The organism is Flexistipes sp., assembly GCF_036172515.1.
GTDB lineage: Bacteria > Chrysiogenota > Deferribacteres > Deferribacterales > Flexistipitaceae > Flexistipes.
On sequence record NZ_JAXKVW010000011.1, the window covers coordinates 1 to 20742 of the forward strand.

The 20742-nt window shown below is 38.9% G+C and carries 22 protein-coding genes; 16 read left to right on the forward strand and 6 right to left on the reverse strand.

The annotated features are described in order from the left end of the window. Positions 1–521: 521 nt before the first annotated feature. The gene (locus tag UMU13_RS08195; protein WP_328218351.1) at positions 522–734 is read left to right on the forward strand and encodes a hypothetical protein; all 213 of its coding nucleotides are present in this window, start codon (positions 522–524) and stop codon (positions 732–734) included. A gap of 19 nt (positions 735–753) precedes the next feature. Then, positions 754–972 (forward strand): type II toxin-antitoxin system HicA family toxin, encoded by a 219-nt coding sequence (locus tag UMU13_RS11800; protein ID WP_442902143.1) that lies wholly within the window; start codon positions 754–756, stop codon positions 970–972. Positions 973–1414: 442 nt separating this feature from the next. Here UMU13_RS11800 and UMU13_RS08200 read toward each other — a convergent pair whose 3' ends face one another. Then, a complete protein-coding gene (locus tag UMU13_RS08200) occupies positions 1415–2056 on the reverse strand; it encodes a hypothetical protein (RefSeq protein ID WP_328218352.1) in 642 nt (213 codons plus the stop codon). 531 nt (positions 2057–2587) lie between these two features. Here UMU13_RS08200 and UMU13_RS08205 point away from each other — a divergent pair. The 3 genes from UMU13_RS08205 to UMU13_RS08215 are packed head-to-tail and all read left to right on the forward strand — an operon-like array spanning position 2588 to position 5020. Beyond that, on the forward strand, positions 2588–3541 hold the full coding sequence (locus UMU13_RS08205; protein WP_328218353.1) for an energy-coupling factor ABC transporter permease: 954 nt from the start codon (positions 2588–2590) through the stop codon (positions 3539–3541). Beyond that, positions 3538–4299, forward strand: a complete 762-nt coding sequence (locus UMU13_RS08210) for an energy-coupling factor transporter transmembrane component T family protein (protein WP_328218354.1) — start codon at positions 3538–3540, stop codon at positions 4297–4299. The genes UMU13_RS08205 and UMU13_RS08210 overlap by 4 nt, the downstream gene beginning before the upstream one ends. Position 4300: 1 nt before the next feature. Beyond that, positions 4301–5020 carry an energy-coupling factor ABC transporter ATP-binding protein gene (locus UMU13_RS08215; RefSeq protein WP_328218356.1) on the forward strand — a complete coding sequence of 240 codons (720 nt, stop codon included), beginning with the start codon at positions 4301–4303 and terminating at the stop codon, positions 5018–5020. Here UMU13_RS08215 and UMU13_RS08220 read toward each other — a convergent pair. Beyond that, entirely contained in the window at positions 5014–5691 is a 678-nt protein-coding gene (locus UMU13_RS08220) for a haloacid dehalogenase type II (RefSeq protein ID WP_328218358.1), read from the reverse strand. The genes UMU13_RS08215 and UMU13_RS08220 overlap by 7 nt on opposite strands. Before the next feature lie 394 nt (positions 5692–6085). After that, the gene (locus tag UMU13_RS08225) at positions 6086–6478 is read right to left on the reverse strand and encodes a hypothetical protein (RefSeq protein ID WP_328218359.1); all 393 of its coding nucleotides are present in this window, start codon (positions 6476–6478) and stop codon (positions 6086–6088) included. A gap of 113 nt (positions 6479–6591) precedes the next feature. On the opposite strand from UMU13_RS08225, the gene UMU13_RS08230 reads away from it, so the two are divergent. The 7 genes from UMU13_RS08230 (at position 6592) to UMU13_RS08260 (ending at position 12941) form a co-directional block, all read left to right on the forward strand. Continuing rightward, a complete protein-coding gene (locus tag UMU13_RS08230; protein ID WP_328218360.1) occupies positions 6592–7308 on the forward strand; it encodes a flavodoxin family protein in 717 nt (238 codons plus the stop codon). 21 nt (positions 7309–7329) lie between these two features. After that, positions 7330–8238, forward strand: coding sequence for a glycine betaine ABC transporter substrate-binding protein OsmF (gene osmF / locus UMU13_RS08235; RefSeq protein WP_328218362.1), 909 nt, complete (start codon positions 7330–7332; stop codon positions 8236–8238). Continuing rightward, on the forward strand, positions 8222–9424 hold the full coding sequence (locus UMU13_RS08240; protein ID WP_328218363.1) for an ABC transporter permease: 1203 nt from the start codon (positions 8222–8224) through the stop codon (positions 9422–9424). Before osmF ends, UMU13_RS08240 begins: the two co-directional genes overlap by 17 nt. After that, a complete protein-coding gene (locus UMU13_RS08245; RefSeq protein ID WP_328218364.1) occupies positions 9411–10499 on the forward strand; it encodes a betaine/proline/choline family ABC transporter ATP-binding protein in 1089 nt (362 codons plus the stop codon). Before UMU13_RS08240 ends, UMU13_RS08245 begins: the two co-directional genes overlap by 14 nt. After that, positions 10483–11205, forward strand: coding sequence for an ABC transporter permease (locus UMU13_RS08250; RefSeq protein ID WP_328218366.1), 723 nt, complete (start codon positions 10483–10485; stop codon positions 11203–11205). The genes UMU13_RS08245 and UMU13_RS08250 overlap by 17 nt, the downstream gene beginning before the upstream one ends. A gap of 20 nt (positions 11206–11225) precedes the next feature. After that, positions 11226–11573 carry a TraR/DksA family transcriptional regulator gene (locus tag UMU13_RS08255; RefSeq protein WP_328218368.1) on the forward strand — a complete coding sequence of 116 codons (348 nt, stop codon included), beginning with the start codon at positions 11226–11228 and terminating at the stop codon, positions 11571–11573. 288 nt (positions 11574–11861) lie between these two features. Beyond that, entirely contained in the window at positions 11862–12941 is a 1080-nt protein-coding gene (locus tag UMU13_RS08260) for a radical SAM/SPASM domain-containing protein (protein ID WP_328218369.1), read from the forward strand. A gap of 6 nt (positions 12942–12947) precedes the next feature. Here the strand turns inward: UMU13_RS08260 and UMU13_RS08265 are convergent, their stop codons facing one another. The 3 genes from UMU13_RS08265 to UMU13_RS08275 all read right to left on the reverse strand — a co-directional run bounded on the left by UMU13_RS08265 (position 12948) and on the right by UMU13_RS08275 (position 15872). Further along, complete coding sequence (locus tag UMU13_RS08265; RefSeq protein WP_328218370.1) at positions 12948–13541, reverse strand: lysine exporter LysO family protein; 594 nt, start codon at positions 13539–13541, stop codon at positions 12948–12950. Next, the gene (locus UMU13_RS08270) at positions 13538–13807 is read right to left on the reverse strand and encodes a LysO family transporter (RefSeq protein ID WP_328218371.1); all 270 of its coding nucleotides are present in this window, start codon (positions 13805–13807) and stop codon (positions 13538–13540) included. Before UMU13_RS08270 ends, UMU13_RS08265 begins: the two co-directional genes overlap by 4 nt. Before the next feature lie 349 nt (positions 13808–14156). Beyond that, entirely contained in the window at positions 14157–15872 is a 1716-nt protein-coding gene (locus UMU13_RS08275) for a thioredoxin domain-containing protein (protein ID WP_328218372.1), read from the reverse strand. A 224-nt stretch (positions 15873–16096) separates the two neighbouring features. Here UMU13_RS08275 and UMU13_RS08280 point away from each other — a divergent pair, with 224 nt between their 5' ends. From UMU13_RS08280 to UMU13_RS08295, 4 genes are read left to right on the forward strand one after another with little or no spacing between them, the layout of a single operon-like run. After that, positions 16097–16879, forward strand: a complete 783-nt coding sequence (locus tag UMU13_RS08280) for an ABC transporter ATP-binding protein (protein ID WP_328218373.1) — start codon at positions 16097–16099, stop codon at positions 16877–16879. After that, positions 16870–18774, forward strand: a complete 1905-nt coding sequence (locus tag UMU13_RS08285; RefSeq protein ID WP_328218375.1) for an AMP-binding protein — start codon at positions 16870–16872, stop codon at positions 18772–18774. The genes UMU13_RS08280 and UMU13_RS08285 overlap by 10 nt, the downstream gene beginning before the upstream one ends. Beyond that, on the forward strand, positions 18774–19658 hold the full coding sequence (locus tag UMU13_RS08290) for a branched-chain amino acid ABC transporter permease (RefSeq protein ID WP_442902144.1): 885 nt from the start codon (positions 18774–18776) through the stop codon (positions 19656–19658). Before UMU13_RS08285 ends, UMU13_RS08290 begins: the two co-directional genes overlap by 1 nt. Further along, positions 19655–20707, forward strand: a complete 1053-nt coding sequence (locus UMU13_RS08295; protein WP_328218379.1) for a branched-chain amino acid ABC transporter permease — start codon at positions 19655–19657, stop codon at positions 20705–20707. The genes UMU13_RS08290 and UMU13_RS08295 overlap by 4 nt, the downstream gene beginning before the upstream one ends. Positions 20708–20742 lie beyond the last annotated feature (35 nt).

Consider the following 20742-nt stretch of genomic DNA (forward strand, 5'->3'; position numbering starts at 1 on the left):
CTTTCCCCCATGAAAAAACGGTGGAGATTATTCAAAAAGATACCGGTACGCATTTTGATCCTGATGTGGCGGAAGCGTTTATGGCGTTGGAAAAAGAGTTTGCCAGAATACGTGACGAGTTAGATGGTTGAAATAAGTGTTTATTCGACCGGACTTTCCCCCATCTTGTTCTCTCCCCGAACTTAAGAAAGGTTAGTAACCGGGATACTTAGTCAAAGCTCTAATCACGGAAACGGTTTGAAATAGTTAAAATATGCTTTAATTGATAAATTATAATTCAAGTTTCGCACTTCGTTTTGTCATTGCGAAGCCCTGTGGAAACAGGGTTGTGGCAATCTCAAAACAAGAAAAGTAGAGAGATTGCTTCGTCGTTTTCACTCCTCGCAAAGACGTGTAATAAGTGTAAGTGCGAAACTTGAGTTATAATTTATTGTATAACAGTGCCAACTAAAAAACAAAATATTGCAAAAAATATAGTTTCCTGTAAATTATAACTAAGAATTTTTAGGAGAATTAAATATATGAAAGAGTTGATTTTTCAAATTGAAGATGATCCAGAAGGTGGCTTTACTGCCAGAGGTTTAGGAGAAAGCATTTTTACCGATGGAAACAGTTGGAAAGAATTAAAAACAAATATAAAAGATGCCGTAAAATGCCATTTTGACGAAAGTGAAATTCCAAAAGTGATAAGGCTTCATTATGTTAAAGACGAGATAATGGAAGTTGCTTCGTAAAAATGTCAATGCATCAGATTTGATTACATTCCTGCAACAATACGGATATAGAGAAGTGAGGCAAACCGGAAGTCATATAAGGTTAGTTTCAGAATACAAACAACATAAACATAAAATAACAATTCCAAACCATAAACCAATAAAAATAGGTACTTTGAATAGCATTGTTAATAACGTAGCAGAATATGTGGGTAAAGAAAAACATGTTATTATCAATGAACTAAACGAGAGTCTTTAGTAAGAATGGATAATCTATAATTCATGAAAATCATTTTAATGTTTGCTGGACCTGACAGGTAATACCAAGTTGCATTTGTTAAAGTAACAAAGGATGCACGGTGTTAGCTTGCCAAAGCAGTTTTTGCAAAACTATCATTGTAGTCATGGCGGGGCTCAGCCCGCTGTCTGACACGTGAAGCCCCACTTCCAAAACCTTTTTAGGCTTGAGACTTTTGAATAATTGCCTTATTGTCACCCTGAACTTGGTTCAGGGTCTCATAAATTGTTGATAATCATAGATCCCGAAACAAGTTCGGGATGACCTTTTATAGTTATTCAAAGCTCTCGGCTTATTATTCTTTTGACAACAACTTGTAAGCCAGTAGGAGAGACCATTTCCTCCCCCAAGCACATAAGAATTTATGTACTCGGTTAGGCGGGGTACTTATTCAAAGTTCTAATCACGGAAACGGTTTGAAATAGTCAAAATAATCGATATTATCGCTGTAAAAGTATTTAATGCGGTTATAATAGTTGTTGTCTTCCATTGAACAGACGATTGAGATGAGATAATTGCCGTTTTCTGTTACAAAATCTCCGGTTTCGCAGTTTACATCGTAATAGCCTGAATTTCTTAAATCATTTTCTTTTGAGGAAACCAGCCCGCTCATATCTTCATAATTTATTTCACAAGGCCAGCCGTAGGGAAAGAGGGAATCACCGTTTACAGTTTCACTGTATGAATATTCGTCGCAAAAACCATTTTCGCAGATTTCTTTTTCCACCTGGAGTATATAGCTGTTGTTGAAGGTTTGGCATGAGCCTGGATTAAAAGTTATATCCACAATATTTATATCGGTTGTACGTTTGTCGATATAAACTGTGTGGTCAAAGTCCTCTTTATCTATTTTTTGTATACGGGTCAGGTAATCCATGTATCCCCTGAAATTTATTTCTGTATTTTCTATATCAAAATCACTTCCGAAAAAAATATACCATTGAAGCTGCGAATCGGCATCCGAAGAACTGTAATAAGTGCTGAAACCTATGTTGCAAGCGGCTAAAAGAAAAATTGCAGGAATGATTAACAGTAACTTTTTCATGATAATAAGCAAGATCCCCCGTAAAATTTAAATATTAATATTATATTGATTAAAATATATAAAATTGCAATGTTTTATAACTGCTATGCTCCTATTTATTAACGAGCCACAGCTATAGCGGGACGCTGTTATAGTGAAATGGTGGATTAGTGAGGTAGAGGTAAAGGTAAAGGTTGAGGTTGAAAAAGTTGATTAGGTTGAGATGGTTGAGTGGGCTTTCAATATTGAACGTTGAATCCGCCCAAGGCGGACAAAGCATTGAACCTTTAATACCCCTAATACCGGCTGGCGCCTCTACTATTTCAAAGCATATCGGTTGACAATTTAAAAGAAAAGCTGATAAAATTAATATATAAAGTTTCGCACTTCTTTTTGTCATTGCGAAACCCTGTGTAAACAGGGTTGTGGCAATCTCAAAACAAGAAAAGTAGAGAGATTGCTTCGTCGTTTTCACTCCTCGCAAAGACGTGAAAACAGTGTAAGTGCGAAACTTGAATTAATATATTAACAAAGGAGGGTGGATGTATGCATATGGCTGATGCTCTGCTTTCAGTGCCGGTGGGTGTTACTTTTTGGGGGATATCAGGTGCTGCTGCCTGTTATGCTTCTTCAAAAATGAAAAAAGACCTTGATGAGGAAAAAACCATTCCCCTTATGGGGGTTGCGGGTGCATTTGTATTCGCCTTGCAGATGGTGAATTTTGCTATACCGGGAACCGGCTCAAGTGGGCATTTTGCCGGAGGCTTCCTTCTGGCACTCCTGCTGGGGCGTCACGCATCATTTCTTGTAATGTCATCGGTTTTGTTGGTTCAGGCACTGTTTTTTGCAGACGGAGGGCTGCTTGCACTTGGATGCAATATTTTTAATCTTGCATTTATTCCCTCATACATAGTTTATCCGTTGTTTAAAAACATAATTGATAAAAATGAAAGCAAAACAGCCATATGGAGCGGTGCGTTTTTATCCCTTTGTCTTGGTGCAGTTATGGTCTCGATGCAGACGGGGATCTCAGGTATTGCCGAGCTGCCGTTTTCAAAGATGCTGCTGCTGATGCTGGGAATTCATCTGCTTATTGCGGTATTTGAAGGGGCCATAACAGTAGGGTCATATATGTTCATAAAACGTTATTCATTACAGACAGAGCTTAAAAGTGAGAAGGGAAAGCTTAAACCGTATTTTAGTATACTTTCTGTTTCTTTAATAATTGCAGCGGTCGTTTCTCTGTTTGCATCATCAAAACCGGACGGTTTGGAATGGTCTGTATACAATATAATGGGCAGGGCATCCGAACCTCATTCCATGACAGGGCAATTTCATAACTTTTTAGGGAGTTTGCAGGAGAAAATCGCATTTCTACCGGATTATGCATTTGCCGGAAGTTCCAGTCAGTGGGGCACATCGGTTTCAGGAATTGCCGGAGCTGTTATTGTTATTATTCTGGCCTCCTCACTTGGATATATAATCAGAAAAGCCAATAAAAATTGAAAACCGCTCAGGACAGGTTGCAGCATCTAACTGCATTTGAGGAACTTGCCGAAAGTGACTTTCCTTTAAACATAGTGAGTCCTGCAGTAAAAATCATTGTTGCTGCAGTATTCATTATATTGACTATCAGCGTTAATAAATACGATGTTATTCATTCCCTTCTCCTGACATCATTTACATGTTTTCTCATAGCAATAGCTCCTTTGAAAGTGACAAGTGTATTAAAGATGCTTTTATATCTCAGTCCCTTTGTCCTGCTGCTTGTTATTTTTAATCCGGTTTATGATAAATCCGTTATTACAATTGCGGGTTACCAGGTATACGGCGGGTATGTGTCAGCTTTTACCACTGTGTTGAAATTTATAAACACTACCACTGTTTCTGTGCTGATAGTTTCCAGTACCAAATTTAATCATATAGCATCTTCATTGAGATTTTTCAGAGTGCCGAAATTTCTTGTTATACAGTTTATGGTGATGTACAGGTTTATTTTTATTTTTCTTTACGATATCATTCAGTCGCTGCAGGCGGTTAATTCAAGAGGTTTGCAAAGTGCTGGGTTTTCCTGGCGCAATATGAAAGCGATAATTTCCGCTTTTTTTGTAAAATCGGTATTGCGGGGTGAAGAAGTTTATAATGCTATGCTTTCCAGAGGGTTTGAAATAAAAAATTTTAAATTTGATAATAAAATAAATATCACCGATATTTTCTTCGGTTTTTGTTCATTATTGTACGTTATTATTGTGAGGTTTGTGTAAAATGAGTCATCACTTTATAGAAATTAATGGGCTGGGATATATATATCCGGACGGGACAAAAGCTGTGGATGATGTGAATCTTTATATTTCACACGGAGAATCCGTTGCCATTCTCGGTTCCAACGGAGCGGGTAAGTCCACACTGATTAAACATTTGAACGGGACTATCCTGCCTGTGAAGGGTTCTGTGAATATCGGCGGCACGCCTGTTACAAAAAAAACACTGAAAACTATCAGGTCTACAGTAGGACTTGTGTTTCAGAATACGGACAATCAATTGTTTATGCCGAGTGTATTTGAGAATGTTGCATTCAGCCCCCGTAATATAGGGATCACCGGAGATGAACTGAAGAAAGTGGTGGAGGAGTCGCTTGAAAAAGTTGATGCACTCGGGCTGATTGATAAACATCCGTTTAAGCTTTCCGGCGGTGAAAAAAGAAAAGTCTGTATTGCTTCTGTAATTGCTTCCAATCCTGAAATCCTGGTTTTGGATGAGCCGACTGCGGAAATTGATCCTAAGGGAATCGGAGGTTTGGTTTCAATTTTAAGACAGTTCAGCCATACTAAAATCATTTCCTCTCACAATCTGAAGTTTTCAAGGGCGGTTTGCAGCAGAGGCGTGGTAATGCAGGAGGGCAGAATAGTATTCGACGGTGAACTGGATGAAATTTTCAGCAACGATAAACTCTTGGAAGCAGCCGGTCTGAAAGAAAATTATTGAAGTTTATCAACCAATTCTTCCAGATTTGCTACCGTAATTGTGGGTTCAATCTCCCATGGATCGAAAACGGCACTTTCACTTCTTTTTACCCATGCGGATTTTATCCCGGCTGAGACGGCACCGATTACGTCAAAAGGATTGCTTGATATAAGCCATACTTCGTTGTTGTATGCTCCGGCCGATCTTAAAAAATGAGCATAGACGGCAGGGCTGGGTTTAAAAGTTTTAAGATCATCCACACTGATCAGGTTGATGAAATAGTTTCGTATATTTGCATTTGTTAAGAGGGTTTCCAGTGCATCTTTGCTGCCGTTTGAAAATGCAAAAAGTCGGAAATTCATATCAAAAGCCTTTTTCAGCCCTTTTAAAGTGTCATTAAAAGGCGGCAGTTTTGAGTACAAATTCATAAGATTGTCTTTTTCTTTTGCTTCAATATTTATATCTAATGCACGGCAGGTGTATTCCAAAGCATCTTTTGTGCATTCGGCAAAGGTCTTATAATTTTGCATCAAACCTCTTCTGAAAGAGTATTCCAGCTGTTTGTTCCTCCACATTTCGGAAAATTCCCCAGCTTTTTCAGCGGCATATTTCTCCAGCTCAACCTTAAGGCCGTGGGTATCGATAAGTGTCCCGTAAACATCAAAAGCCAATGTAATGTTGTTTTTGCTCATAAATCCCCCTTGTCTTTGGAAGCGGGACTTCAGTCCCGCATGTTTGACAATAAGCACACTTGCATATTAGTTTGCTATATCTTTTCTTGTTTTGCGATTTCTCCACTCCACCGAGCACATAAATGCTTATGTGCTCGCTTCCGGTCGAAATGACACGAATAGGTAGTTGTCATTCCGAGCGAAGCCCAGAGATTTCTATCTATATGCCAACAATTTCTGCGTATCTGTTTAACAATTTCGCTCTTTCTAATTTATTTGCTACAAAGTAATATGTCAATGTGTGGTTTAAAGACCGTGATGGGTAATGGGTAATGCGTGATGCGTAATGTGTTATGGGTGATGGGTTATGGGTTATGGGTTATGGGTTATGGGTTATGGGTTATGGGTGAGAAACTCATCTGTAAAAATAATATAAAATTATTGGGAGAATGAAGAGCCATATTGGTATGAGAATCCAGATTCTTCCTTTGAACAGATTATAATCGTTCAGCAGTTTGGAAAACGGTATTTTTGCAACAAAATGACCGAATAAAAATTCGAAAGTTATTGTTAAAACAGCCCACATTAGACCGATGCTTACAGCAGGAAGAAGGGATAAAACAGGAGCAAAATATCCTAAAGCCAATGTGTAAACAGCGAAGATTATAATCAGCAAAATGGTTGACAATTGGTGTGATTTTAATTCACCGCTAAACCGTCCAATAATTTTTTCCCTGATAATTCCATTAAAAACGGCTAAAGGAATCATTCCGAGCCAAATCAATAAATAAGTAGTAAATAATTTCATTTGCCTAACCTTATGTTTGTGTATTTTATTTGATGCATCTTGACCTTTGTGTTACTCTCAATATATGTTTGTTATTATTCAAATATTTTTAACACATTGTCAAGGAGTTTAAAATGAGTGAAATTAATATGAACTTTTCAGATTTAAATGCGGTATTTCTTAACTGTACCCTTAAGAAAACACCTGAACTGTCACACACTGAAGGGCTCATGAAGATTTCCAAAGCTATCATGGAAAAAAATGGAGTATCTGTGGAAATGCTCAGACCGGTGGATTATAATATAGCTTATGGTGTTTATCCGGACATGAAAGAGTATGGATGGGCTGAGGATGAATGGCCGGGTATTTATGAAAAAGTAAAAAAGGCAGATATTATTGTCATAGGAACTCCAATCTGGCTGGGGGATAAGTCGTCAGTATGCACAAAGGTTATAGAAAGGCTTTACTCCTCTTCAGGAGATCTTAATGAGGAAGGACAATATGCATATTACGGCAAAGTCGGAGGCTGTATTATAACGGGAAACGAAGACGGGGCAAAACACTGCGCAATGAATATTATGTATTCCCTTCAGCACTTAGGCTGTCTTATTCCTCCGCAATCTGATGCGGCATGGCTTGGAGAGGCCGGTCCGGGCCCCTCTTATCTGGATGAAGGCTCAGGCGGTCCTGAAAATGATTTTACTAACAGAAATACTACTTTTATGTCCTGGAATTTAATGCATTTGGCACGTATATTGAAAGATAAGGGCGGTATTCCTGCACATGGGAATCAGCGTTCCAAATGGGACGCCGGCTGCAGGTTTGACCATCCAAATCCGGAATACAGATAATCAGCTCAGGGAGGCTTAAATATGAAAAGGATTTTAGGGATTATTTTTATAACAATTTTTTTAGCCGGCTCCGGTTTTGCTAATGAAAAAGTGGTTGTGGGCTCCAAGATTGACACCGAAGGTTCACTCTTAGGCAATATGATTATGTTAATGCTTGAAGAAAATGATATTTCCACTGTCAACAAAATCCAGCTGGGTCCTACAAATATTGTGCGTAATGCCATAAAAACAGGACAAATCGATATTTATCCGGAATATACCGGAAACGGAGCTTTTTTCTTCGATAATTTTGAAAAGGGTGTATTTAAAGATTTCCAAAAAGGCTATGAAACAGTGAAGAGGCTTGATTATAAGAAAAATAAAATTGTGTGGCTTACTCCTGCTGATGCAAACAATACGTGGGCGATAGCCACTCGGAAAAAGTTGGCAGAGAAACATTCTTTGAAATCACTGGAAGATTTTGCCGAGTACGTTAACAACGGAGGCTATGTTAAACTGGCCTGCTCAGAAGAGTTTGCCACAAGGGAAGATGCACTTCCAGCTTTTATGGAGGCTTACGGTTTTAAGCTTAAGGATGAAAGTCTTCTGATTTTATCCGGAGGCAATACAGCCCAAACGGAAAAGGCCGCTGCCCGGAAAACAAGCGGTGTGAATTTTGCAATGGCTTACGGTACGGACGGAGCTTTGGCGGCTCTCAATCTTGTGGTACTTGAAGACACAAAAAACGTTCAGCCGGTGTACGCTCCGGCACCAATTATCAGAGAGGAAGTTCTTAACAAGTACCCTGAAATAGAGAAGATACTTAAGCCGGTTTTTGAATCGCTAAATCTGGAAAAACTCCAGAAAATGAATTCAAAGATAGCAATCGGAGGGGTTCCTGCTGAAATAGTAGCGCAAAATTATCTGAAGTCCAATGGATTTATCGACTAATAAAGTTTATGCCGGTTTGGTTTTCCGCAGATTGTTGGATAAAAATGAGATAATTTTTCTTTTGCTTTTTGCTTTGGGGCTTTTAAGCAGCAGCTTCATAGTGGAAAAACCTAACAGACTGGCCGGCGGAAGCCCCTTGGCTCTGGATAGTGTTATTTCCGGCACTTCAATAACTTTAGCAGTTGTTATCGCATTAATTGCTGTTTTACTGTCCAGAAAAAGAGCCTTTGTATTTACAAATCTTTCATTTTTGCTCCTCGGTCTGATGCTCTCTTTTTTCCTTTGGCAGGCCGGGGATTACGCCGCCGGTGTCACTTCACAGAATGATTATGCAAGAATCAGTCTTTCCTATGGTTTCTGGCTCATATTGGGAGCATTCTACTTTTTTTACATTTATAATATTAATTTTTTCAGCGGTGCTTTTTACAGATTTTTACTGTCAATTTCATTTTTTCTTCCATTAACAGTTGTTCTTTTAGCAGGTTTTGCGGATAAACTGTCTTTATTGATTGAATTTTACTACAATCAGGATCGTTTTTACGGAGAAGTTTTAAATCACTTTAAAATTGCATATGGAGCTGTTGTTTTGGCGGTAATTACAGGTTTTCCTTTGGCAGTTTTTATAACCCGAAACGAAAAGCTGAGTGAAAAAGTTTTTAATGTGCTGGGAATTCTGCAGACCATTCCCAGTATCGCTTTGTTCGGTTTTCTTATGATTCCTCTGGCGTTTATCGTAAATATGTTTCCTGTACTCGGCAAATTTGGCATTTCAGGCATAGGATGGCTTCCGGCTGTTATCGCCCTTTATCTGTACTCACTTCTGCCTGTGGTTATAAATGTTTTCACCGGAATAAAAAGTGTTTCTTCAGATGTGGTGGAAGCTGCCAGAGGGATGGGAATGGCAAGATACCAAGTGCTGTTCAGGATAAAAATTCTGTTAAGTCTGCCCGTTATTTTAAACGGAATAAGGGTTGCTCTGGTTCAGTCGGTTGGTAATACTGCCGTTGCCGCTCTTATAGGCGCAGGCGGTCTCGGTGTTTTTATCTTTCAGGGGCTTGGGCAGGCTGCTCCTGATTTGATACTGCTGGGTGCAATTCCCACAATTATAATTGCTGTGCTTACCGATTCAGTTATGCAGATATTGGCGGATTATACAAAAAAGAAGACGGCTTATGATAAAATTTGAGAATGTTTCAAAAGCTTACGAAGAGAATAATGTGGTAAAAAACCTTTCCTTTGAGGTTAAGAAAGGAGAAATCTGTGTATTGATTGGCCCTTCCGGATGCGGGAAATCAACAACACTGAAGATGATAAACAGACTTGTTGAGCCCACGGAAGGGGCTGTAAGAATAGATGGAAAAGATGTGAGAGATTTCAAACCTGAGATTCTGCGCAGAAGGATTGGTTATGTTATTCAGAATATAGGTCTTTTTCCTCATTTATCTGTTAAAGAAAATATTTCAGTTGTTCCTAAGCTGCTGAAATGGGATAAAAACAGAATTGGCCAACGAGTATCCGAACTCATGGATCTTATGGGAATGCAGGAGAGCCAGTTTCTTAAAAAACACCCTTCGGAACTTTCAGGAGGGCAGGCTCAGCGTGTCGGTGTTGCCCGCGCTTTGGCAGCAAATCCAGATATTGTACTGATGGATGAACCTTTTGGTGCTCTTGATCCTATTACAAAATCGAGTTTGCAAAATGAAATTCTGCGTTTGCAAAAGAAAGTGCAGAAGACGATTGTGTTTGTTACCCATGATATAGATGAAGCGGTAAAACTTGCAGACAGAATTGCAGTGATGAATGAAGGTAGGCTTCTGGCATACGACAGGCCGGAATCTATTCTGAACAATAAAGAGAATGAATTTATTAAAAAATTTGTCGGTTTTGACAGGGCATTGAAAAAACTTACACGTCTGTATGTTGAGGACTTTATAAAACCTTATAAAAGTGTAAAATTTTCTGATTCGTCTGAATTTATTAAAAGGAAGGTAGAAAAAGAAATTTTTGTCTGGGTTGTGGATGATGACGGTAACTTAAAGGGATGGTTGAACAATGACGACAGTATTGGTTTTACTGAGCATATTGAAAATCTTGTCGTAAAGGATATAGAAAATTTTCAGGTCTCACCGGATTGTTCACTAAAGGACGCTTTGTCGGTGATGATGAGTGAAAATGTTGTAACACTGCCGGTGGTGGATAACGGTAAATTAATCGGGGAAATCAGGCTGTCGGATATAGTGGGCAATGAAAAAAATAGCTAAACTTAAAATGTTTCAACCTTTACTTATGTTTATAGCTGTTATCTTTACTCTAACTTTAGTTTTCTATACTTACGGCAACAGGGAAGGTTTTGAGGAATTTTTGTACACCCGATCGGACGCTTTGGGGCTGACGATAGAGCATTTATATATGGTTTTCGTTTCGGCTGGATTTTCCGTGATTGCGGGGGTTTTTACCGGTGTTCTTGTGACCAGAAAATTCTGGTCTGATCTTCTGCCTGCGGTTAATTCCCTGGCTTCAGTGGGCCAAACATTTCCGCCTGTGGCAGTTCTTGCTCTGGCTGTGCCTGTGGTCGGATTCGGATTCAAACCCACAATAATAGCATTGATTCTGTACGGTTTTTTCCCTATTGTCAGAAATACTATTGCCGGAATTGAGTCGGTGCCAAAAGATGTAAAAGAAGCAGCAAAAGGGATGGGAATGACCGGCGTTCAGATATTGGCTAAAGTGGAACTTCCTCTTGCCTCGAAAATTATATTGGCCGGTATAAGAACCTCTGTTATTATAAACATCGGAACAGCCACAATAGGTGCTACAATCGGTGCAGGCGGGTTAGGGGCTCCTATAATATCCGGATTGATTAATGAGAATTTCTATTATGTTTTACAAGGAAGCTTGTGTGTAGGCCTTTTGGCAGTTGTGGCAGATAAGGCAATAGAGGATTTGGGGAGATTGTTGTTTGAGTAATTATTAGATTTGGAGTGAAAATGGGAAAAAATAAGAAAGAAGAAATAAAAAAACAGGTTATTTCGCTTATTCAAGAACTTGAACAGGAAATTGCAGAACTTAATGAGAATGATCAGACAGTAGCTCCGGATAATGCAATAGGAAGACTGAGCAGAATGGAGGCCATGCAGGCACAGAACATAAATAATGCAACCTTGAGTAATAAGCGTAAAAGACTAATCAGACTTAAAGACACATTGGGTAAGATTGATTCTCCGCATTTCGGAGAGTGTAAAGCGTGTGGTGAGGAAATAGAGATTAACAGACTAAGAGCCAGTCCAGAAGCCAACGTATGCAGTGAATGTATTCGTCAGAATCAAAAAAAGTGATGCGTAAGTGGTAGAGAAGTAGAGGCAAAGGTAAAGGCAAAGGCAAAGATAAAGGTAAAGGTTTTGATTGAACTTTTTACTTTAAAAATGATTCAAATAATGTATATTTCTTCTAAATAACTCAAGTTTCGCACTTCTCTGTGTCATTGCGAAACCCTGTGAAACAGGGTTGTGGCAATCTCAAAATAATATAAAAAGAGAGATTGCTTCGTCGTTATCACTCCTCGCAAAGACGTGTAATAAGTGCAAGTGCGAAACTTGAGTAAATAAAATAAAAAGAGGTAGTGAATGTCAGAAAAATGGGAACTCAAATGGATGGCATGGGAACTGACGGAAAAGTGCAATCTCAGCTGTGTGCATTGCAGATCAGCCTCAGAAATTGATTCATCTGAAGGTTTGTTTACTTTAGATAAAGCAAAAGCTTTTCTGGATGAAATTGCCGAATTTGCTTCACCTGTTATTGTTCTTTCCGGCGGTGAGCCGTTAATGAGAAAGGATGTTTTTGATATAGCGGAATACGGCACGGAAAAAGGTTTTCGTATGTGTATGGCCACCAACGGTGTTCTTGTGGACGATGAAGTTTGTGAAAAAATCAACTCATCAGGCATCAGAATTGTTGCTTTAAGTCTGGATGGTTCCACCAGAGAAATCCATGATGATTTCAGAGGCCAGGTTGGTGCTTTTGACGGTGTGATGAGAGCTGCCGAATATTTCAGGAAACATGACATTAAGTTTATTATAAATTCCTCTTTTACCAAGAGAAATCAGGAAGATATCCCGAATGTAAAAGATCTCGCCAAAAAAATAGGTGCAACAGCTTGGTACATGTTCCAGATTGTGCCTACTGGTCGTGGTGAAGAAATAATGAAAGAACTTATAGATAAAGAAGATTACGAAAAGATTCTTAACTGGCACTATGACATGGAGAGGGAAGAAGAGGATATCCTTGTACGCCCTACATGTGCTCCTCAGTATTACCGTATTTGGCATGAGCGCAGCAGAAAAGAGGGCAAAGACAGTACAAGAAGAAATCTCAGCTTTTCCACAGGCGGCGGCAAAGGATGTATTGCAGCACAGAAAATCTGCCTTGTAACGGCTATGGGTGATGTGTACCCGTGCTCATATTTTCCTCTGGCAGCCGGCAATGTTTTCAAAGAGTCTTTCAAGGAAATCTGGGAAAAATCAAAGCTTTTTAACGACATACGGAGCTTTAAAGATTACGAAGGTAAATGCGGCTCCTGCAGATATCTGGGGGTATGCGGCGGTTGCAGAGCCAGAGCATATGCAGTATCGGATTCCTATATGGCTGAAGAGCCTTTTTGCGACTATGTGCCTGAAAATTACAAAGAGCCTGTTGATAAAAAATAGGACATTTTAGAGAAATACCGGTACAAGTACAGGCACAAGTGAACTTAAAATAAATCCGTGAAGAAATGCGATAAACGCTGCTGAAGAACCGGCATATTTTTCAATGATTGGCAGCGTTGTGTCCATTGTAGTAGCCCCTCCCGGTGCTATACTTACATAAGGATTCACATATTTAGCCAGTACCGGAATAAGTATAATACTTATTATTTCCCTGAAAACATTTGTCAGAAATGCCACGGATCCCAAATCACTGCCTTTGGCATCAGCTATGATGACGGCAGAGAGTGAATACCAGCCGAACCCTGCTGAAACAGCCAGGGAATCTTTTATACTCATATTGATAAATAAAACGGCAAATGCTCCTCCTGCCAATGTCCCGGCTATTGTTCCAAAGGGAATGAAAAAAGCCTGCCTGTCTGCATTGATCAGTTTGCGTATTGTGTTTTTGTCTCTTCCTATATCATATCCAATAAGAAGTAAGAGCAGATAAAGCATATATCGGGTTATTTCATCGGTACCGATTATTATAAATTCGGGAAGTATCGAGAATTGAGCTGTTAATGTGCCTGCCGTCACTGCTGCCAACATCAGGATTATCATTTTTTCCCACCTATGAAACTTACAACAATCAATACCCCTATTATGCTGAAAAAAATTGTAGAAGAAGCTATTACAAGTGCCTGAAACCCGAAACCGGCAATTTTGTCAAATAATTCCGGGTCTTTGCCTATGCTTGCCCCCATAAAAAACAGCAAAAGCAAAATACTGATATTGAGAAAAATTTTCTGGGTTTTGTCTACATGTTTCCCGTTAAGAAAATATCCGAGAGCGATACCTGTCATTAAAAACAGTAAAAAAATAAGCATAATTTAACCGCCGTCATAAACTAAAAATCAAACATGGCACGGCTGAAGCCGCGCTTCCTGAAATATTCAAAGCTCTCGTTTTTTAACCAAGTATTTATAAAAAGTAAAGTATTAATAAGTTATATGTGTGATGGTAGCTAAAGGTACTATGGGTATTAGACGTATTAGAGGTTCAATGTTTAGTCCGTCTTTGACGGATTCAAAGTTCTAAACCAATGCAAGTGGACATTAAAATGAAATCTTACTGCCTAAAAGCCTCTACTATTTCACTATCTCACTATTTCACTACTTCACGATCTCACTATTTCTCCACCTCACCACTTCACCATTTCACTACCTCACCGAAATACTATACCCCGAATTTGAAATAATTTAGCAGAGTAGGGTGCCCTGCCGGGAATTTTAAAACCCTGTCAGCACCGAAATCCTTTAGTTTGCCAACAATATCCCCGTTTATATCCGAAATTTCAGAGAGGTGCTCACTGTTTTTAATTGCAACTGCAAAAGCCGAAGGAACGGCTTCGTCAAATGTATCCGATACATCATGATTGGTGTCGAAAAAAAGGACTCCGTTCTCATGAAAAATTTCAAACATTTTCTTTGTGAGTTTTACCGCAAAATCCAGCATAACCCTGTCTTTTGTCATTTCAAACATTCTCATCGTTGTATCAATAGTATAGGCGTAATCTTCCAGCGTTCTGTGATTAAAAGCAAGGTCTTTATGATACTTTATACGAAATAAGCTGCCGTCGTCATTGATCAGATAATTTTTGACTTTGTTGTATAAATTCACTGCCATCTGGAAATAATATTCATCATTGGTCATTTCTGATAATGTAAGAAGTGTGTTAACAAAAAGCATGTTCCATGAAATTATTACTTTTGTGTCAAGAACAGGCTTTTCTTTATTTATGCTGTTCTGTATTTTTTCAAAGACGGGCTCGATTTTAACGTATTTTTCATAGTCTATGTCCTGCAGGTTGAGAACATTTTCTTTAAACACAATATGGTTATGTATAAGCTGTTTTTCATTTTCACTGAAATTTGCCGGGATGTCGTTTTCAAAAATTTTATAGTAATATCCTTCCACCAGATTATTGTTTTCATCAGGTGAATCAGCATTCATGGATGCAGCCAGACCGAAATCAGTGGAGAAATATTCCAGGATAAAATCAGCCGCCTTACGTGCAATGTGCAGATAAAGCGGATCTTTTGTAACATCATAAAGTTTTGTCAAAAATTCGGCATTGAGGGCATTATCGTAAAGCATTTTCTCGAAATGCGGCGTGTTCCAGGATGAGTCCACGCAGTACCTGTAAAAACCGCCGTTGATGTGATCGAATATCCCTGATCTGCACAATTGATCAGCGGTCTTTTTTAGAAATTTCATTATGTTTTCATCATTTTCAGCAAAAGAAAGCAGATAATTCATAACGGGAATATTAGGGAACTTACTGTTCCCCTTCAATCCTCCCTGTTGCCTGTCGGCCTGATCCATAAAACTGCTTATTTCCTTTTCTTTTGTATAATTTTGGAAATCATTGAAGTCTGAATCGATTTGATTAAATCGTTTAATAAAATTTCGGTAATTTCCCCTGATCTTATCCAGTTTTGAATCGTTATTTTTGTACAACTCCGATACGGCCTTAAGTACATTTAGAAAGGCAGGAATTCCCTGTATTTCATTTTTGGGGAAATATGTTCCCCCGTAAAAGGGAGTCAAATCGGGGTCCGTAAATACAGTCAGCGGCCATCCGCCCATCTGTCTGATTATTTGCAGAAAAAACTGATACTTTTTATCAATATCCGGATATTCTTCTCGGTCAATTTTAACAGGGATAAAGTTTTCATTAATAAATTCCGCAGTTTCATTGTCACTGAATGATTCATCCGCCATTACATGGCACCAATGACATGAGGAATAGCCAATACTCAGTAATATCGGTTTGTTCTCCTTCTTGGCAGTTTCAGTAATTTGGTAGGTAAAGGGCTGCCAGGCAACAGGGTTGCCTTTATGTTCAAGCAGATAAAGGCTGTATTCATTTTTTAGTTTATTTTCAAGCATATTATGCCTCCGATGATAATGTGAAACTAATAATAAGTTAAAGTTGTTAATTGTCAAATAATAAAACCGTGATTATTAGTGCTAAGCGTTAAGTTTTAAGTGTTAAGAGATAAATGAGAATTTGTTTTGAAATTATTAAACTATTTTCAATTTGACTGAAAATATTAGTTGACTTTTAACTCATGAGTTACTATAAAAGTACTTAATTATAACAAGGTTATATAATGATGAATAAAGAAAGTTTACTTACAGTTAAGAATATCTATCTGAGCTTCGGCGGTATAATGGCCGTAGCCGGTGTGTCGTTTAATGTAAACAAAGGTGATGTCTTTTCAATAATAGGCCCCAATGGTGCCGGCAAGACAAGTATTTTAAATACAATCACAGGTATATACTTTCCGGAAAGAGGGAGCATTTTTCTAAAAGGGGCTGATATCACAAAAATGCCTGTTTATAAAAGGCCTGCAAAAGGTGTGGTCAGAACATTCCAAAATCTCGAGCTGTTCAAAGGGATGACTGTTTTGGATAATCTGATGCTTTCCCGCCACAGCCTGATGAATTACGGGATATTTTCTTCAATTTTTTATTTTGGCAAACCTTTAAAAGAGGAAGTCAGACACAGGGAAAAAGTTGAAGAGATAATTGACTTTCTGGATCTGTCAGGAATCAGGAAGAAACATGTTTTTGAACTTTCTTACGGTCTTCAGAAAAGGGTTGAGCTTGCCAGAGCTTTGGCACTGGAGCCGGAACTGCTGCTTCTGGATGAGCCTATGGCCGGCATGAACACGGAAGAAACCGAGGACATGGCAAGGTATATTATTGATATTAACGAAGAAAGAGACACTACAATAGTATTGATTGAACACGATATGAATGTCGTTATGGATATTTCTTCAAGAATACTGGCTATAGATTTCGGAGAAAAAATTTGCGAAGGTCTGCCTTCTGATGTGGCTAATGACGAGAGGGTGCTTTCCGCATATCTGGGTGAGGAAAAATGGATTTAAATACTCTCCCTGCATATCTCTATAGTAATTTTAAGAAAAATCCTGATAAAACAGCCTTCAGGGAGAAAGATCTGGGTATTTGGCAAAGTTTCACATGGTCGGATTATTTGAAAAATGTATGTGTGATTGCCGTTTTTTTTGAAGAACAGGGGCTAAAAAAAGGCGATACCATTGCAGTGGTTGGGGATAATAAACCTGAGTGGGTAGTGTGTGAGATGGCAGCACAGCTTCTCGGTGTTATACCGATCGGGATTTATCAGGATTCGGTAATTTCAGAGGTTAAATATATTCTGCAAAAAGCGGAAGTTAAAATTGTGATTGCAGAAGACCAGGAGCAGGTGGATAAAATCCTGGATATTCTGGAGGAAAGCGAAGAGGGGAATGATATTAAGTGTGTCATATATTACGATGACAAAGGAATGTATCAATATAGTGACCCATCTCTGGTGTATTACGCTGATATTTTTAACAATGGATATTTTAAAGAGGGCGGATTCGAGAAGTATTGCGAGTCAAAAATAAACGAAATAGATGAAAATGATGTGGCTGTTATGTGTACCACTTCAGGCACCACAGGCTTTCCGAAACTAGCTATGCTTACCCACAAAAATATGATTTTCATGTCCCGCAGTCTGGGTAAAGCAGACCCCAAGCAAGAAGATGACGAATTTGTTTCATTTCTCCCGCTTCCATGGATAGGTGAGCAGATGATGTGTGTTGCAAGTGCTTTAATTTTTGGATTCAAGGTAAACTTTCCTGAAAGCCATGATACAGTCCAGAATGATATGAAAGAGATAGGCCCGAACCTGATATTTTCTCCGCCAAGGGTGTGGGAAAACCTTGCTTCAAATGTTCAGGTTAAAATAATGGATACAAGCAGGTTTAAACGTTTTGTGTACAATAAATGCCTTCCAGTAGGCTATAAATACGCCGAGTGTAGATTTGACAGGGTGGAGCCACCGGTTTGGTTAAAAATCAAATACAGGCTTGCTTACCTGGCTGTTTTCAGAAAATTGAAGGAGCGGATGGGTTTTTCTTTTTTAAGAAGCGCAATAACAGGCGGGGCTGCATTGGGGCCGGATACGTTCAAATTTTTTCATGCACTTGGGATTAACCTGAAGCAGATTTACGGTCAGACTGAAATTTCAGGTATTTCGTGCATACACAGACAGGATGATGTTGATTTTACCTCTGTTGGCAAACCTATAGAAGGAACGGAAATAAAAATCCTGGAAGACGGTGAGATTATATCAAGAAGTGATGCAGTCTTTGCAGGGTATTACAAGGATCAAAAAGCCACCGATGAGACACTTAAAGACGGATGGCTTTATTCCGGGGATGCAGGGTATTTTGATGAGAACGGCAAGCTTGTGGTTCTGGACAGAAAAAAAGATATAATGCACCTGAATGACGGAACGATGTTTTCTCCTCAGTTTCTGGAAAATAAAATAAAATTCAGCCCTTATGTAAAGGAAGCCGTGACTTTCGGCAACAACCGCGACTTTATAGCAATGATTATAAATATTGACATGGATATAGTCAGTAAATGGGCTGAGGAAAATAAAATTTCATATACGACCTATACTGATCTCTCCTCGAAAAATGAGGTTTACGAACTTATTGCGAAAGAAGTGGCGGAGGTGAACCGCCAGTTGAAAGATAATATGAAAATAAAACGCTTTGTCCTTCTTTACAAAGAGCTGGATGCCGACGACGGGGAGCTGACAAGAACGAGAAAGGTCAGAAGGGGGTTTGTGGAGGAGAGATACAGGGAAATCGTGGAAGCCTTATACGGTGAAAAGAATGAAATTACCATTGATGCCGTGATCAGGCTTCAGGACGAAAGGGAAAAGCGTATACATACCACGATGAAAATTTACAATATGGTGAAATGATGGATTTTTTTCTTCAACTTGTAATTACTGGAATTGTGATAGGCAGTATATATTCACTTCTTGCCCTCGGTTTTACCTTAATCTATAAAGCCACCGGTGTTGTCAATTTTGCTCAGGGGGAATTACTGCTGGTGGGGGCGTATATCTGCCTTCAATTTACCGTTGGCTATAAAGTTCCTTTTATTTTTTCTTTTTTATTAACCCTTATTTTTATGTTTTTTTTCGGATTTCTGATAGAAAAAATATTTTTAAGAAAAATGATAGGCGAACCAATTATATCAATCATTATGCTTACAATAGGTTTATCATCAGTATTGAAATCAGTGGTTCAGCTTTTTTGGGGAACAAGTACCCGGACATTTCCACAGATTTTTCCGGAAGAGCCCATAGCTGTGATGGATTTACAAATAAGTTATGTATATCTGGCTTCAATTGTTGCTGTAGCGGTTTTTCTCCTTTTGTTTACAGTTTTTTTTAAAAAAACAAGGGTTGGAGTGGCCATGAGAGCTGTTGCAAGTGATCAGCAGGCTGCACTTTCCATGGGCATAAATGTGAAAAGGATTTTTGCTCTTTCCTGGGCGATTGCAGCAATTGTTTCCACTGTAGGCGGTGTTTTTCTCGGTAATATTAACGGGATTAACACAAGTCTGTCACATTTCGGACTTATGGTATTCCCCGTTGTTATTTTGGGCGGGCTGGACAGCATAGGCGGCGCAATTATTGCCGGGCTCATAATCGGAGTGCTGGAAAATCTTGCGGGTGGTTATATAGATCCGTTGATAGGCGGCGGTGCGAAGGACGTTTTTCCTTTTGTGGTGATGATTCTCGTGATGATGATCAGACCTTACGGTTTATTTGGTACGGCTGACGTGGAGAAAGTATGAATTATACAAATTGTGGGAATTTTAAAACCAGCTATATAAAAGATGCGGCAATCTTTCAAACGAAATTTTCGCTGATTATGATTTATTCTTTTATAGTGCTGACTTTTATTTTTCCTTTTTTTGCAAATACCTATTACCTTTATCTTTGTAATACCATTTTTATTGCCATTATAGGCGCAGCCGGCCTCAACATACTAACGGGTTTTACCGGTCTTATATCCCTTGGTCACGGTGCTTTCATCGGAGTGGGTGCTTATGCAGCTGCGTATATTTTTAACAATACTGATTTGAATTTTCTGATTGTAATACCTCTTGCAGGACTTGTTACTGCAGCTGTGGGAATGTTTTTCGGTATTCCTTCTTTGAGGCTGAAAGGTTTGTATCTTTCAATAGCGACACTGGCAGCCCAATTTATCCTCCAGTTTTTCTTTGTGAGGGCGGAATTTATAACCGGTGGGGTTTCAGGAGCTTTTGTGAATTTTCCTTCAGTTTTCGGAGTAAGTATAAACAGTGATTTCAGTTTTTATTTTGTGGGGTTGATCTTTACAATAATAATGCTTTTGGCCGCTAAGAACCTTATCAGAACAAAAACGGGAAGGATTTTTCTCAGTATCAGAGATAATTATATCGCTGCGGAAGCCATGGGAGTAAATGTTTTTAAATACAAAATCATTTCTTTTGGAATCAGCTCCTTTTATGCAGGGGTTGCAGGGGCATTGTGGCTTTTTTATCTTACGATAATTACTCCCGAGCATTTTACCATAGGGGTTTCAATCCAGTATCTTTCAATGGTTATTATAGGTGGACTGGGAAGTTTGCTGGGCAGTATTTTCGGAGCGGTTTTTATAACCTTACTTCCTGAATTTTTAAGATTTGCAGCCGATAATCTGTCTCAAATCTATCCGGCGGTAACCAGTGCTTTTGCAGCAATCAGGGAGGGTGCATTTGGTATCGTGATAATACTGTTTCTGCTTCTGGAGCCGGAAGGGCTGGCAAAAAGATGGAATCTGATAAAGGCTTACTGGAAACTATGGCCTTATTCCCATTAAGACTGGGTTTGCAGGACTGCTCCTGCAGGTTATAT